This window comes from Pseudomonas batumici (assembly GCF_000820515.1).
In the GTDB taxonomy this organism is placed as follows: Bacteria; Pseudomonadota; Gammaproteobacteria; order Pseudomonadales; family Pseudomonadaceae; genus Aquipseudomonas; species Aquipseudomonas batumici.
In genome coordinates, this window is sequence record NZ_JXDG01000004.1 from 1 (window position 1) to 14980 (window position 14980).

The 14980-nt window shown below is 63.7% G+C and carries 13 protein-coding genes; 12 read left to right on the forward strand and 1 reads right to left on the reverse strand.

All coding sequences use genetic code 11. From position 1 onward, the window contains the following. The 10 genes from hutU to hutG all read left to right on the forward strand — a co-directional run. Positions 1 to 774: urocanate hydratase (hutU, locus tag UCMB321_RS02485; RefSeq protein WP_040063604.1), on the forward strand; the 774-nt coding region annotated here is incomplete at its 5' end. A 179-nt stretch (positions 775 to 953) separates the two neighbouring features. After that, on the forward strand, positions 954 to 2423 hold the full coding sequence (locus tag UCMB321_RS02490) for a purine-cytosine permease family protein (protein ID WP_040063605.1): 1470 nt from the start codon (positions 954 to 956) through the stop codon (positions 2421 to 2423). Positions 2424 to 2473: 50 nt separating this feature from the next. Further along, positions 2474 to 3442 carry an ABC transporter substrate-binding protein gene (locus UCMB321_RS02495; protein ID WP_040063606.1) on the forward strand — a complete coding sequence of 323 codons (969 nt, stop codon included), beginning with the start codon at positions 2474 to 2476 and terminating at the stop codon, positions 3440 to 3442. Between the two features lie 71 nt (positions 3443 to 3513). After that, positions 3514 to 4365, forward strand: a complete 852-nt coding sequence (locus UCMB321_RS02500) for an ABC transporter permease (protein WP_040063607.1) — start codon at positions 3514 to 3516, stop codon at positions 4363 to 4365. After that, positions 4362 to 5192 carry a quaternary amine ABC transporter ATP-binding protein gene (locus UCMB321_RS02505; protein WP_052451057.1) on the forward strand — a complete coding sequence of 277 codons (831 nt, stop codon included), beginning with the start codon at positions 4362 to 4364 and terminating at the stop codon, positions 5190 to 5192. The genes UCMB321_RS02500 and UCMB321_RS02505 overlap by 4 nt, the downstream gene beginning before the upstream one ends. A gap of 16 nt (positions 5193 to 5208) precedes the next feature. Beyond that, entirely contained in the window at positions 5209 to 6732 is a 1524-nt protein-coding gene (locus tag UCMB321_RS02510; RefSeq protein WP_040063712.1) for an HAL/PAL/TAL family ammonia-lyase, read from the forward strand. A 111-nt stretch (positions 6733 to 6843) separates the two neighbouring features. Further along, positions 6844 to 8382, forward strand: coding sequence for a histidine ammonia-lyase (hutH, locus tag UCMB321_RS02515; protein ID WP_157015840.1), 1539 nt, complete (start codon positions 6844 to 6846; stop codon positions 8380 to 8382). Positions 8383 to 8570: 188 nt separating this feature from the next. Further along, positions 8571 to 9980, forward strand: coding sequence for an amino acid permease (locus tag UCMB321_RS02520; protein WP_040063608.1), 1410 nt, complete (start codon positions 8571 to 8573; stop codon positions 9978 to 9980). Between the two features lie 17 nt (positions 9981 to 9997). Next, entirely contained in the window at positions 9998 to 11203 is a 1206-nt protein-coding gene (hutI, locus tag UCMB321_RS02525; protein WP_040063609.1) for an imidazolonepropionase, read from the forward strand. Between the two features lie 11 nt (positions 11204 to 11214). Beyond that, complete coding sequence (hutG, locus tag UCMB321_RS02530; RefSeq protein WP_040063610.1) at positions 11215 to 12018, forward strand: N-formylglutamate deformylase; 804 nt, start codon at positions 11215 to 11217, stop codon at positions 12016 to 12018. Positions 12019 to 12123: 105 nt separating this feature from the next. Here the strand turns inward: hutG and UCMB321_RS02535 are convergent, their stop codons facing one another. Beyond that, positions 12124 to 13044, reverse strand: a complete 921-nt coding sequence (locus UCMB321_RS02535; RefSeq protein WP_040063611.1) for a CgnE/CgnB domain-containing protein — start codon at positions 13042 to 13044, stop codon at positions 12124 to 12126. 272 nt (positions 13045 to 13316) lie between these two features. On the opposite strand from UCMB321_RS02535, the gene pip reads away from it, so the two are divergent. Together pip and dtd are read left to right on the forward strand one after the other, a co-directional pair. Continuing rightward, a complete protein-coding gene (pip, locus tag UCMB321_RS02540; protein ID WP_040063612.1) occupies positions 13317 to 14288 on the forward strand; it encodes a prolyl aminopeptidase in 972 nt (323 codons plus the stop codon). Next, entirely contained in the window at positions 14285 to 14722 is a 438-nt protein-coding gene (gene dtd / locus UCMB321_RS02545) for a D-aminoacyl-tRNA deacylase (RefSeq protein WP_040063613.1), read from the forward strand. Before pip ends, dtd begins: the two co-directional genes overlap by 4 nt. Positions 14723 to 14980 lie beyond the last annotated feature (258 nt).

The window sequence follows — 14980 nt, forward strand, 5'->3', positions numbered from 1 at the left end:
TCGATGGCCGTGCACGTCAAGGCGATGCTCGACTTCCAGAAACAAGGCATCCCGACCTTCGACTACGGCAACAACATCCGCCAGATGGCCCAGGAAGAAGGCGTGGAAAATGCCTTCGACTTCCCGGGCTTCGTGCCGGCGTACATCCGTCCGCTGTTCTGCCGCGGCATCGGGCCGTTCCGCTGGGCCGCGCTGTCGGGTGACCCGCAGGACATCTACAAGACCGACGCCAAGGTCAAGGAACTGATCCCGGACGACGCCCACCTGCACAACTGGCTGGACATGGCCCGCGAGCGCATCAGCTTCCAGGGTCTGCCGGCGCGGATCTGCTGGGTCGGCCTGGGCCTGCGCGCCAAACTCGGCCTGGCGTTCAACGAAATGGTCCGTAGCGGCGAGCTGTCGGCGCCGATCGTGATCGGTCGCGACCACCTGGACTCGGGATCCGTGTCCAGCCCGAACCGCGAAACCGAGTCGATGCAGGACGGTTCCGATGCCGTGTCCGACTGGCCGCTGCTCAACGCCTTGCTCAACACCGCCAGCGGCGCGACCTGGGTCTCGCTGCACCACGGTGGCGGCGTCGGCATGGGCTTCTCCCAGCACTCGGGCATGGTGATCGTCTGTGACGGTACCGACGAGGCGGCCGAGCGGATCGCCCGCGTACTGCACAACGACCCGGCCACCGGGGTCATGCGTCACGCCGATGCCGGTTACCAGATCGCCATCGACTGCGCGAAGGAGCAGGGCCTGAACCTGCCGATGATCACCGGCAAGTAAGGGATTGCAGAGATAGCGCCCATGTAGGAGCCGGCTTGCTGGCGATGACGGCCGAACAGTCGATGCAAGACTCACGGGCCTCATCGCCGGCAAGCCAGCTCCTACAGGACGGTGTTTCACCTGGAGCATGTTCCACAAACGCTGTGCACCTAACTAAAACAATCCACAGAGGTTGAACAATGTCTGCGTCAAATGATCGTGCAAGCAGCAAACCGTTGATCGAAAGGCGTTCGATCGACTACATCCCGGAAGCGGAAAGACACGGTCGTCTACTCAGTCAGTTCACCCTGTGGTTGGGGGCCAACCTGCAAATCACCGCGATTGTCACCGGTGCGTTGGCGGTGGTGCTCGGCGGCGATGTGTACTGGTCGCTGATCGGCCTGCTGATCGGGCAACTGATCGGCGGCGGGGTCATGGCACTGCACGCCGCGCAAGGTCCGCAACTGGGCCTGCCGCAGATGATTTCCAGTCGGGTGCAGTTCGGCGTCTATGGCGCGGTGATCCCGCTGGTGCTGGTGTGCCTGATGTACGTCGGTTTTTCCGCCAGCGGTTCGCTGTTGGCCGGACAGGCGGTGGCGCAGTTGCTGCACGTGGAAGACTGGGTCGGCATCGTGCTGTTTGCCGCCAGCATCATGGTCTGCACCATCTTCGGCTACCGGGTGATCCACGGCATCGGCCGGATCGCCAGCGTGCTGGGGGTGATCGCCTTCTTCTACCTGTTCTACAAACTGTTGGCCGGCAACGATATCTCGGCCTTGCTGGACAACAAGCATTTCTCCCTGGCGAGTTTCCTGTTGGCGGTGTCGCTCTCGGCATCCTGGCAGATCGCGTTCGGGCCTTATGTGGCGGATTACTCGCGTTATCTGCCGCGCAGCACTTCGGCGGTGAAAACCTTCTGGGCCGTGGGCCTGGGTTCGGTGATCGGCGCGCAGGCGTCCATGGTCTTCGGCGTGTTCGCCGCGGCCCTGGCCGGCTCGCAGTTCTCCCACCACGAAGTCTCGTTCATCGTCAGTCTCGGCGGCACCGGGGCCGTCGCGGCGGCGCTGTATTTCGCCGTGGCCTTCGGCAAGGTGACGGTCACCACCCTGAACGCCTACGGCAGCTTCATGTCGATTGCCACCATCATCAGCGGTTTCCGCGGCAGCCGGCATATCTCCAGCGGCGTGCGCCTGCTGTACATCTTCGTCATGGTCAGCGTATCGGCGGCCCTGGCGTTGCTGGGCAAGGATTCGTTCCTCAAGGAATTCTCCGCCTTCATCCTGTTCCTGCTGGCGTTCTTCACGCCCTGGAGCGCGATCAACCTGGTGGATTTCTACTGCATCACCAAGGAACGCTACGACATCCCCGCGTTGTCCGATCCCAAGGCCCGCTACGGCGGCTGGAACCTGATGGGCATCAGCATCTATGTGTTCGGCGTGCTGATCCAGATGCCGTTCATTTCCACCCACTTCTATACCGGCTCCCTGGTGGCGAGCCTGGGCGATACCGATATCTCCTGGATCATCGGCCTGGTGGTGCCGGCGGCGCTGTACTACGTCGCGGCGAAGAAGTGGCATGGGGCGGTTCCCGATCGTTTGATCCTGCCGGTGGAGCCGGGCGAGACCGTGGCAGCCAAGGCCAATGGTCGTGTGCAACCGGCGGCGAACTAGCCGGATGTCGCTTGCGGCGTTAACCCTTTGATGATTTGGAGCGGCACAGAATGAACATGACCAAGACCCTGCTGACCACGGTGCTGTCCCTCGGCCTGTTGGTAGCGGCCGGCGCAAGCCAGGCCGCCGGCTGGTGCGAATCCGGCAAGCCGGTGAAGTTCGCGGGTCTGAACTGGGAAAGCGGCATGCTCCTGACCGACGTGCTGCAATTCGTTCTGGAAAAGGGTTACGACTGCAAGACCGACAGCCTGCCGGGCAATTCCATCACCATGGAAAACGCCCTGAGCAGCAACGATATCCAGGTGTTCGCCGAGGAGTGGGTAGGCCGCAGCGAAGTCTGGAACAAGGCGGAAAAGGCCGGCAAGGTCGTCGGTGTCGGCGCACCGGTGGTGGGGGCCGTCGAAGGCTGGTACGTGCCGCGCTACGTGATCGAAGGCGACGCCAAGCGCAACCTCAAGGCCTTGGCGCCGAACCTGAAGCACATCGCCGACCTGGGCCAGTACGCCGCCCTGTTCAAGGATCCGGAGGAACCGAGCAAGGGCCGCTTCTACAACTGCCCGGCCGGCTGGACCTGCGAGCTGGACAACAGCGAAATGCTGAAAAGCTACGGCCTGGAAAAGTCCTATACCAACTTTCGCCCTGGAACCGGCCCGGCACTGGACGCCGCCGTGCTGTCGAGCTACAAGCGTGGCGAGCCTATTCTTTTCTACTACTGGTCGCCGACGCCTCTGATGGGCCAGGTCGACCTGGTGAAACTGGAAGAGAAGCCAGGTGTCGACAAGCACGTGAGCATCAAGGTCGGTCTGTCCAAGGCCTTCCATGAGCAAGCGCCCGAGCTGGTCGCCGTACTGGAAAAGGCCAACCTGCCCATCGATCTGTTGAACCAGAACCTGGGTCGCATGGCCAAGGAACGGATCGAATCGCCGAAGCTGGCGAAAATCTTCCTCAAGGAACACCCTGAGGTCTGGCAGGCTTGGGTCAGCGCTGACGCTGCCAGGAAAATCAACGCGGCTCTGTAGGTCGACTACCTCCCGGCTAACCGAGAGGCGGGCCGGGAAGTTCGCCACATCCACTTGATTGAGAGTTTCCAATGTTTCCCGAACGTTTCACATTTTCCATCGCCGACTGGGTCAACGCCTGGGTCGATGCACTGGTGACCCGCTACGGTGATGTGTTTCGGCAGATCTCCGACACCCTGCTGTGGGCCATCGTCAACCTGGAAGGCCTGCTGCGCATGGCGCCCTGGTGGCTGATGCTGGCCATCGTCGGCGGTATCGCCTGGCACGCCACCCGCAAGTGGCTGACCACCGTGGTGATCGTCGGCCTGTTGTTCCTGGTGGGGGCGGTCGGTCTCTGGGACAAGCTGATGCAGACCCTGGCGCTGATGCTGGTGGCCACGCTGATTTCGGTGCTGATCGGCATTCCGCTGGGCATTCTCTCGGCACGCAGCAACCGCCTGCGTTCGGTGCTGATGCCGCTGCTGGACATCATGCAGACCATGCCCAGCTTCGTGTACCTGATTCCGGTGCTGATGCTGTTCGGCCTGGGCAAGGTCCCGGCGATCTTCGCCACGGTGATCTACGCGGCGCCGCCGCTGATCCGCCTGACCGACCTGGGCATCCGCCAGGTGGACGGCGAGGTGATGGAGGCGATCAACGCCTTTGGCGCCAACCGTTGGCAGCAACTGTTCGGCGTGCAACTGCCGCTGGCCCTGCCGAGCATCATGGCCGGGATCAACCAGACCACCATGATGGCGCTGTCGATGGTGGTGATTGCCTCGATGATCGGTGCCCGTGGCCTGGGCGAAGACGTGCTGGTGGGCATCCAGACCCTGAACGTCGGTCGCGGCCTGGAAGCGGGCCTGGCGATCGTGATTCTCGCGGTGGTGATCGACCGTATTACGCAAGCCTACGGGCGTCCGCGCCATGAGGTGAGCAAATGAGCGAGCCCATCGTCAGCAAGATCGAAGTCAGGAACGTCTTCAAGATCTTCGGTTCACGCGCCAATGACGCGATGAGCCTGATTCGCCAGGGCAAGACCAAGGACCAGGTGCTGGCCGAGACCGGTTGCGTGATCGGGGTCAACGACCTGTCGCTGACCGTCGGTACCGGCGAGATCTTCGTGATCATGGGCCTGTCCGGTTCCGGCAAGTCGACCCTGGTGCGGCACTTCAACCGCCTGATCGACCCGACCAGTGGCGCGATCCTGGTGGATGGCGTGGACATCCTCCAGCACGACATGGAGGCGTTGCGCGAGTTTCGCCGGCACAAGATCAGCATGGTGTTCCAGAGCTTCGGCCTGTTGCCCCACAAGACCGTGCAGGAAAACGTCGCCTACGGCCTCAAGGTGCGTGGCGAGAGCAAGGCGGTGTGCGCCGAGCGCGCCTTGCACTGGATCAATACCGTGGGTTTGAAGGGCTACGAGAACAAGTACCCGCACCAGCTGTCGGGCGGTATGCGCCAGCGTGTGGGCCTGGCCCGGGCCTTGGCGGCGGACACCGACATCCTGCTGATGGATGAGGCGTTCAGTGCCCTGGACCCGTTGATCCGTGCCGAGATGCAGGATCAGTTGCTGGAGCTGCAGAAGACGTTGCACAAGACCATCGTGTTTATCACCCATGACCTGGATGAGGCGGTGCGGATCGGCAACCGCATCGCGATTCTCAAGGATGGCAAGTTGATCCAGGTCGGGACGCCGCAGGAGATCCTGCATTCGCCGGCGGATGAGTATGTGGATCGGTTTGTTCAGCGGCGTGCCGCGATCGTTTAAGCAGATGAGGTTGAAGATGTCCCAGTCTGAAAAAATCGTTATCGCCGATGCGCCGTTGCGCTGGCAGGATGTGGTTGCGGTTGCCCGTCATGGCGCGCTGCTCGAATTGTCGCCCCAGGCCTGGGGCCGGATCGACAACGCCCAGGCCATCGTCCAGCGCATCGTCGTCAGCGGCGAGCGCGCCTATGGCGTGAACACCGGCCTCGGCGCCCTGTGCAACGTGTCGCTGTCCGGCGAACAGCTCAGCCAGTTGTCGCGCAATACCCTGCTCAGCCATGCCTGTGGGGTCGGCGCGCCGCTGCCCGATGAGCAGACCCGGGCGATTATCTGCGCCGCGATCGTCAACTACAGCCACGGCAAGTCCGGCCTGCACCGCCAGGTGGTCGAAGCCTTGCTGGCCCTGCTCAACCGGGGTATCACCCCGCAAGTGCCGGCCCAGGGTTCGGTGGGCTACCTGACCCATATGGCCCATATCGGCATTGCCTTGCTGGGTGTCGGCCAGGTGAGCTATCGCGGGCGGATCGTCCCGGCGCAACAGGCGTTGGCCGAGGAAGGCCTGCAACCGGTGCAACTGGGGGCCAAGGACGGTCTCTGCCTGGTCAACGGCACGCCGTGCATGACCGGTCTGGGCTGCCTGGCCCTGGCCGACGCGACCCGCCTGGTGCAATGGGCCGACGTGGTCGGGGCCATGAGCTTCGAGGCCCAGCGCGGGCAGATCGCTGCGTTCGACGCGGAAATCATCGCGCTCAAGCCGCATCCCGGCATGCAGCAGGTCGGCGTCAATCTGCGCAGCCTGCTCGACGGCAGCGAAGTGATTGCCGCCAGCAAGGGCATTCGCACCCAGGACGCCCTGAGCATCCGTTCGATCCCGCAGGTGCACGGCGCCGCCCGTGATCAACTGGCCCATGCCGCCCGGCAGATCGAAACCGAACTCAACGGCTGCACCGACAACCCGCTGTTGCTGGGTACGCCGGACAACTACCGGGTGATGTCCCAGGCCAACCCCCATGGCCAGTCGGTCGCCCTGGCGGCGGACCTGCTGGCGATCGCCATGGCGGAAGTCGGCTCGATTGCCGAGCGTCGTCTCGACCGCCTGATCAACCCGCACGTCAGCGGCCTGCCGGCCTTCCTGGTGAGCAACCCCGGGGTCAACTCCGGGATGATGATCGTGCAGTACGTCGCCGCTTCCCTCTGCGCGGAAAACCGCCAGTTGGCGCAGCCGGCGGTGCTCGACAACTACGTCACCTCGGGCCTGCAGGAAGACCACCTGAGCCTGGGCACCAACGCCGCGCTGAAATTGCACCGGGCCCTGGAAAACTGCACGCAGATCCTCGCCATCGAGTACCTGCTGGCGGCCCAGGCCTTCGAATTCCTCAAGGAGCAACGCTTCGGTGCCGGCACCGACGTCGCCTGGAAACTGCTGCGCGAGCGCGTTCCGGCCTATGACCAGGACCGCTGGCTGGCCCCGGACATCGCCCGCGCGGCGGCTTTGCTCAAGGACCCGACATTGATCCAGGGCAGGTTTCCCGACCTGCGCTGATACCAAGAATAACCAGCGTGCCAAGGCGTCGCCTGCTCAAGAAAGCCGGCGACGACGGATAACGGAAACCTCCGGAGCGTCTGGTAGTTGATAAAAACTCTCAAAAGGAGAATGAATGTGACTGCTTTGAACCTGATTCCCGGCCAACTGAGCCTGGCCCAACTGCGTGCCGTCTATCAGCAGCCGGTGAAACTGACCCTGGACAACAGTGCCTCGGCACAGATCGAAGCCAGCGTTGCCTGCGTTGAACAGATCCTCGCCGAAAACCGCACCGCCTATGGCATCAACACCGGTTTCGGCCTGCTGGCCTCGACCCGCATCGCCAGCGAAGACCTGGAAAACCTCCAGCGCTCGCTGGTGCTGTCCCATGCCGCCGGTGTCGGCGAGCCGATCAGCGATGCGCTGGTGCGCCTGATCATGGTGCTCAAGGTCAACAGCCTGAGCCGCGGTTTCTCCGGGATTCGCCGCCAGGTGATCGACGCGCTGATCGCCTTGATCAATGCCGAGGTCTACCCTCACATTCCGCTGAAAGGTTCGGTCGGTGCGTCCGGCGACCTCGCGCCGCTGGCCCATATGTCCCTGGTGCTGCTGGGCGAAGGCAAGGCGCGCTACAAGGGCGAATGGCTGGATGCACACGCCGCGCTGAAACAGGCTGGCCTGAAGCCCCTGACCCTGGCCGCGAAGGAAGGCCTGGCGCTGCTCAACGGCACCCAGGTGTCCACCGCCTTTGCCCTGCGCGGTCTGTTCGAAGGTGAAGACCTGTTCGCCGGCGCCCTGGTCGCCGGTGCGCTGACAGTCGAGGCTGTGCTGGGCTCGCGCTCGCCGTTCGACCCGCGCATCCACGCGGCCCGTGGTCAACGCGGTCAGATCGATGCCGCTGCCGGCTATCGCCACCTGTTGGGCGAGCGCAGCGAAGTGTCCGATTCCCACGAGAACTGCGAGAAGGTCCAGGACCCGTACTCCCTGCGCTGCCAGCCACAGGTCATGGGCGCCTGCCTGACCCAGTTCCGCCAGGCCGCCGAAGTGCTGGTGATCGAAGCCAACGCCGTGTCCGACAACCCGCTGGTGTTCGCTGCTGAAGGCGACGTGATCTCCGGCGGCAACTTCCACGCCGAGCCGGTGGCCATGGCCGCTGACAACCTGGCTCTGGCGATTGCCGAAATCGGCTCCCTGAGCGAGCGCCGCATCTCCCTGATGATGGACAAGCACATGTCGCAGTTGCCGCCGTTCCTGGTGGCCAATGGCGGCGTCAACTCCGGCTTCATGATCGCCCAGGTCACCGCGGCGGCCCTCGCCAGCGAGAACAAGGCGCTGGCGCACCCGCATAGCGTCGACAGCCTGCCGACCTCCGCCAACCAGGAAGACCACGTGTCGATGGCACCGGCGGCTGGCAAGCGTCTGTGGGAAATGGCCGAGAACACCCGTGGGATCCTCGCCGTGGAATGGCTGGGGGCGTGTCAGGGCCTGGACCTGCGCAATGGCCTGAAAACCTCGCCGGCCCTGGAAATCGCCCGGGCGACCTTGCGCGAGCAGGTGGCGTATTACGAGAAGGATCGTTTCTTCGCACCGGATATCGAGGCGGCCACCGGGTTGCTGGCATCGCGTTGCCTGAACGAGCTGGTACCGGCGAAGTTGTTGCCAAGCCTGTAAGCATTGCTTGAGAGCAGACTGGGGCGTGAATGACGCTCCTACAGTGGGCCCCACCCGGCAGCGCGTTTTGCCTGCGCGTGCCGGGTTGGGTACTCTGCGCCCCCTTTTGCGGCCGGCCGGTCGCAAGACACTCGCCTCCAGTCTGATTCTCATCGAGGTTCACCGATAAGAACAATCAAGGACTAGCAATGCAACAGCAAGTCAAAGGTTTGAAACGCGGGCTTTCGGCCCGACATATTCGCTTCATGGCCCTGGGTTCCGCCATCGGTACCGGGCTGTTCTATGGTTCCGCCTCGGCCATCCAGATGGCCGGCCCCGCCGTGCTGCTGGCCTACCTGATCGGCGGCGCCGCGGTGTTCATGGTCATGCGCGCCCTCGGCGAAATGGCCGTGCACGAGCCGGTGGCCGGCTCCTTCGGCCACTACGCCAGCACCTACATCGGTCCCCGTTCCGGTTTCATCCTCGGTTGGACCTACGCGTTCGAGATGGTCATCGTCGGCCTGGCCGACGTCACCGCCTTCGGCATCTATATGGGCTTCTGGTTCCCCGAGGTCGACCGCTGGATCTGGGTGCTCGGCGTCGTCTTCGTCATCGGCGGCCTGAACCTGTGCACGGTGAAAGTCTTCGGCGAAATGGAGTTCTGGCTGTCGCTGCTCAAGGTTGGCGCCATCGTGGCGATGATCCTCGGCGGCTTCGGCATCCTGTTCTTCGGCATCAGCACCGCCACGCCCTCGGCGAGCGTCGGTATCAGCAACCTCTGGAGCCAGGGCGGCTTCATGCCCAATGGCGCGGCGGGGATGATCGCTTCGTTCGCGGTGGTCATGTTCGCCTTCGGCGGCATCGAGATCATCGGCGTCACCGCCGGTGAAGCCCAGGATCCGCAGCGAGTGATCCCCAGGGCGATCAACGCGGTGCCGCTGCGCATCCTGCTGTTCTACGTGCTGACCCTGTTCGTGCTGATGTCCCTCTACCCATGGCAGCAGATCGGCAACCAGGGCAGCCCCTTCGTGCAGATCTTCCAGAACCTGGGAATTGGTTCGGCGGCCACTATCCTGAATATCGTGGTGATTTCGGCGGCGATCTCCGCCATCAACAGCGATATCTTCGGTGCCGGCCGGATGATGTACGGCCTGGCCCAGCAAGGCCATGCGCCCAAGGGCTTCGCCAAGCTGTCCCGCGCCGGCGTGCCGTGGATGACCGTGCTGGTGATGGCCGTCGCCCTGTTGCTGGGGGTGCTGCTCAACTACCTGATCCCGGAAGACGTGTTCCTGCTGATCGCGTCCATCGCCACCTTCGCCACCGTGTGGGTGTGGATCATGATCCTGGTCACCCAGGTGGCCATGCGCCGTTCCATGAGCCGTGAAGAGGCCGCGCAACTGAAGTTCCCGGTGCCGTTCTGGCCCTATGCGCCGATGGCGGCGATTGCCTTCATGGTGTTCATCTTCGGCGTGCTGGGCTACTTCCCCGACACCCGGCCGGCGCTGATCGTCGGCGCGGTATGGATCGGCCTGCTGATGCTGGCCTACCAGGTCTGGGTCAAGCCGGCGGCGGCCCGGGATGCCCGCGTTCAGCAAGCCCCTGCTTTGTCTAGTCGATAACCTAACGGAGACCCCGGATGAAAACGCTTTGGCAGAACTGTCACGTTGCAAGCATGGCGCAAGGCAGCTACTCGATCATCGAGGATGCCGCCATCGTGACCGTGGCGTCGAAGATCGAGTGGATCGGCCCGCGCGCCGAACTGCCGGCTGCGGATTATCCACAGGTCAATGATCTGGAAGGCGCCTGGGTCACCCCGGGGCTGATCGATTGCCACACCCACACGGTGTTCGGCGGCAACCGCAGCGGCGAATTCGAGCAGCGCCTGCAAGGCGTGAGTTATGCCGAGATCGCCGCCGCCGGTGGCGGTATTGCCAGCACGGTGCGGGCGACCCGTGCCGCGAGCGAGGACGAACTGTTCGCCAGCGCCCGGCAACGCCTGACCTGCCTGCTGCGCGACGGTGTGACCAGTGTCGAGATCAAGTCCGGCTACGGCCTGGACCTGGACAGCGAGCGCAAGATCCTCAAGGTGATTCGCCGCCTGGGCGCCGAGCTGCCGGTCAGTGTGCGCAGCACCTGCCTGGCGGCCCATGCCTTGCCACCGGAATATGCCGGGCGGGCCGACGACTACATCGAGCATATCTGCGCCGAGATGCTCCCGGCCCTGGCCGCCGAAGGCCTGGTGGATGCGGTGGATGCCTTCTGCGAATACCTGGCGTTTTCCCCGGCCCAGGTCGAGCGGGTGTTCAAGGTCGCGCAACAACTGGGCTTGCCGGTGAAGCTGCATGCCGAACAGCTTTCGTCGTTGCACGGTTCCAGCCTGGCGGCGCGTTACCAGGCGCTGTCGGCGGACCATCTGGAATTCATGACCGAGGAGGATGCCATCGCCATGGCCGCCTCCGGTACCGTCGCGGTGTTGCTGCCGGGGGCGTTCTACTTCCTGCGCGAAACCCAGTTGCCGCCGATGGAGGCCTTGCGCAAGCACGGCGTGAAGATCGCCATCGCCAGCGACCTCAACCCCGGCACCTCGCCGGCGCTGTCGCTGCGCCTGATGTTGAACATGGCCTGCACCCTGTTCCGCATGACCCCGGAAGAAGCCCTGGCCGGGGTCACCCAGCATGCCGCCACGGCTCTGGGCATGGGCGCCACCCACGGTTCGCTGGAAGTCGGCAAGTTCGCGGATTTCGTCGCCTGGCGGATCGAACGTCCGGCGGACCTGGCCTATTGGCTGGGTGGTGATCTGGGCAAGCGCGTGGTGCGCCATGGTGTCGAAGTATTGATCTAGGAGACTGTCCTGTGGATAACGTTCTGAGCTTCAAACAAGGTCGCGTGCCGCTGTTGATCAGCATGCCCCATGCCGGGGTGCAACTGACCCCGGCGGTCAAGGCCGGGTTGATCCCCGAGGCGCAAAGCCTGCCGGACACCGACTGGCACATCCCGCGGCTCTATGATTTTGCCGCCGAACTGGGTGCCAGCACCCTGGCCGCCGGTTACTCGCGGTTTGTCATCGACCTGAACCGGCCGTCCGATGACAAGCCGATGTATGTCGGGGCCACCACCGGTCTGTACCCGGCGACCCTGTTCGATGGCGTGCCGCTGTTCGTCGAGGGGCAGGAGCCGTCGGCCACGGAGCGGGCCAACTACCTGGAGCAGGTCTGGACCCCGTATCACCAGACCCTGCAGCAGGAGCTGGCGCGGCTAAAGGCCGAGTTCGGCTATGCCTTGCTGTTCGATGCCCACTCGATCCGCTCGGTGATCCCGCATCTGTTCGACGGCAAGCTGCCGGATTTCAACCTGGGCACCTTCAACGGCGCCAGCTGCGATCCCCAACTGGCGGCGCGACTGGAGGCCATCTGTGCCGGGCATCCGGCCTACAGCCATGTGTTGAACGGACGTTTCAAGGGCGGGCATATCACCCGTCATTACGGCGATCCGGCGCAGGACATCCACGCGGTGCAGCTCGAGTTGGGGCAGTGCACCTATATGGAAGAGTTCGAGCCGTTCAACTACCGCAGCGACCTGGCCGAGCCGACGCGGGTGGTGCTCAAGGAGCTGCTGCAAGGCCTTCTGGCCTGGGGCCGCGAGCACTACGGCCGCTAAGACGGGCTGAATGCGCTTTTTCTAGGAGCTGGCTTGCCGGCGATAGCGGTCGACCGGGCTATGCAAGGCTCACAGGCCTCATCGCCGGCAAGCCGGCTCCTACAATTATCCCGGCAGCACATCGACGCCTGGGCTCAGGAAGTCGATGTGATAGCCGCTGGCACCGTCCCCCAGGCCCACATGCACACCGCCGATGCCCTCGTTCATCGGCGAGTTGTGGCTGTAGTTGATGTTCGGCCCGATGGTGTCGTTCACGCCGATGGCGAATTCACTCAGATTCAGCCCCCTGTCGCCCGCGGCCCGAGCCAGCAGGCCGACATGTTCCTGCCCGGCGACCTTGAAGGAGCGCACCTGGTTGTGTTCGATGTGCAGCCAGGCCTGGTGCCTGGCAACACCTTGGGCCAGCTCCATCAGCTGTTCATCGACGCCCAGGGCGAGTGGCGCCCGGCTGCTGCCTTGGGACGTCAACAGGCCACTGATGCGCAAAATGCCGTTCAATTGAAAGAGGTCGGGGCTGTCCGGGCGCATATGGGCGTAGTGCACTTCGAACAACTCCGAGACGCACAGCACGAAATGCTCGCTGATTTCATCACGGGTCGTGACGTAAGGGGCCGAGCGGCTTTTCAACCAGACGTCGGCCCGCGATCCCTCGCCGGCCAGGTGCAGTCGTTGGTGCCGGTTCAGCAGCCGGAGGTGGTCGCGCTGGCGCCTCAGGCAGTTGGCGAAGTCGCTGCGCAGCAACAGCATCAGGCTGTAAAGCGCGTTCTCCAGGCCCGGGTCGAAGGCGTGCAGCGGGCAGAGAATGCTTTGTTTGCGCCGCGTCCTGGCCGCTCGCTCATAGAACTGCCGGGCGCCCTGGCTGGTGAAGGAAAACACCAGGCTTTGTGCCGGCAGTGGTTGCGGTGAGTCCACGGCGGCGGCGTCCAGACCCAGCTCGGAGAGGGCGCGGATAAACATTTCGTTGTCGGCGAGGATGATGGCCTTCTCCGGGTAGGAAAGCAGGCCCGGCAAACAGTCTTGCTGCATTGGAAACTCCCTTTCACTTTTGCGCGGATACCCCGGCAGAACGGCTCCTGCCTTTCTCTGTGACCTCGCTATTGAAGCGTTTATCGGGCGGACTTGAACACTGGCCGAATGGCTAGGCAGCGTCCGACGGGAGGGAGACCGCGATGAATGCGCCCACATGCCCGCGCTTTTGACAAGGGCATGCCGATTCCGTGATTCGGGTTTATGATGCCGGACGACAGAATAATATGAAGTCCCCAGCAGGGATGACCTCGACCCCTACGGAGCGCGTGATGCAGACTTTGTACCCGCAGATCAAACCCTACGCCCGGCACGATCTGGCCGTGGATGAAACACATGTGCTGTATGTCGACGAGAGCGGTTCGCCGGAAGGATTGCCGGTGGTATTCATCCACGGAGGCCCGGGAGCCGGTTGCGATGCCCAGAGCCGGTGCTATTTCGACCCCAACCTGTATCGCATCATCACCTTCGACCAGCGCGGTTGCGGACGCTCGACCCCGCACGCGAGCCTGGAGAACAATACCACCTGGGACCTGGTGGAGGACCTCGAGCGCATTCGCCAGTACCTGGAGATCGACAAGTGGGTGCTGTTCGGCGGCTCCTGGGGCTCGACGCTGTCCCTGGCCTACGCCCAGACCCACCCGGAGCGGGTTCACGGCCTGATCCTGCGGGGTATCTTCCTGGCCCGCCCACAGGAAATCGAGTGGTTCTACCAGGCCGGCGCCAGCCGTCTGTTCCCGGACTACTGGCAGGACTACGTGGCGCCGATCCCGCTGGATGAACGTGACGACCTGCTCGGCGCGTTCCACCGGCGCCTGATCGGCAACGACCAGATCGCCCAGATGCACGCCGCCAAGGCCTGGTCCCTGTGGGAGGGCCGTACCGCGACCCTGCGCCCGAACCCGCTGGTGGTTGACCGCTTCTCCGAGCCGCAGCGCGCGCTGTCGATTGCCCGGATCGAATGTCACTACTTCACCAACAACGCGTTCTTCGAACCCGATCAACTGATCCGCAACATGGACAGGATCGCCCACCTGCCGGGTGTGATCGTGCACGGTCGCTACGATGTGATCTGCCCGCTGGACAACGCCTGGGAACTGCACCAGGCCTGGCCCAACAGCGAGTTGCAGGTGATTCGCGACGCCGGTCACGCGGCTTCCGAGCCGGGCATCACCGATGCGCTGGTGCGGGCGGCCGACCGGATGGCCCGCCGTCTGCTCGACCTGCCACTCGAAGAAGCATGAAGGGCTTGCTGCAACGCGTCAGCGGCGCGCGGGTGGAGGTGGCGGGAGAAGTGGTCGGGTCCATCGACCAGGGCCTGCTCGTGCTGCTGGCGGTGGAGCCGGGCGACACCCGGGCGCACGCTGACAAACTGCTGAAGAAGCTGCTTAACTATCGGGTATTCAGCGATCCGCAGGGCAAGATGAACCTGTCCCTGGCGGACACCGGTGGCGGTTTGCTGCTGGTGTCGCAGTTCACCCTGGCGGCCGATACCCAGAGCGGATTGCGTCCGAGTTTCTCCACGGCCGCGCCCCCGGCGCTGGCCGAGGCGCTGTTCGACTATGTGGTGGCACAGGCGCAAGGTTTGCATGGGCAAGTGGCGACCGGGCGTTTCGGGGCGGACATGCAGGTGCATCTGGTCAATGATGGCCCGGTAACCTTCCTGTTACAGACCTGAAAGCACCAAAAACGACGTATTTGACTGAAAACAGGGGGTTTTCGCGATAAATACTTTGTTTCACCTGATGCGTTGTAACGCGGCCTACTAGATAATCGCGCGCTACGGGGATCGGCGTTCGTTGGTCCATTTTGACTTAGGTAGAGACTTGTCCGCGACCGTTTGGGGAATCATTTGGCCCCAGCGGAGTCGGAACAATGCTCGCCAACCTGGCATATAGATAGCTAGCCGTTGGTTTTTGATCTGTTTTCGGCGAGG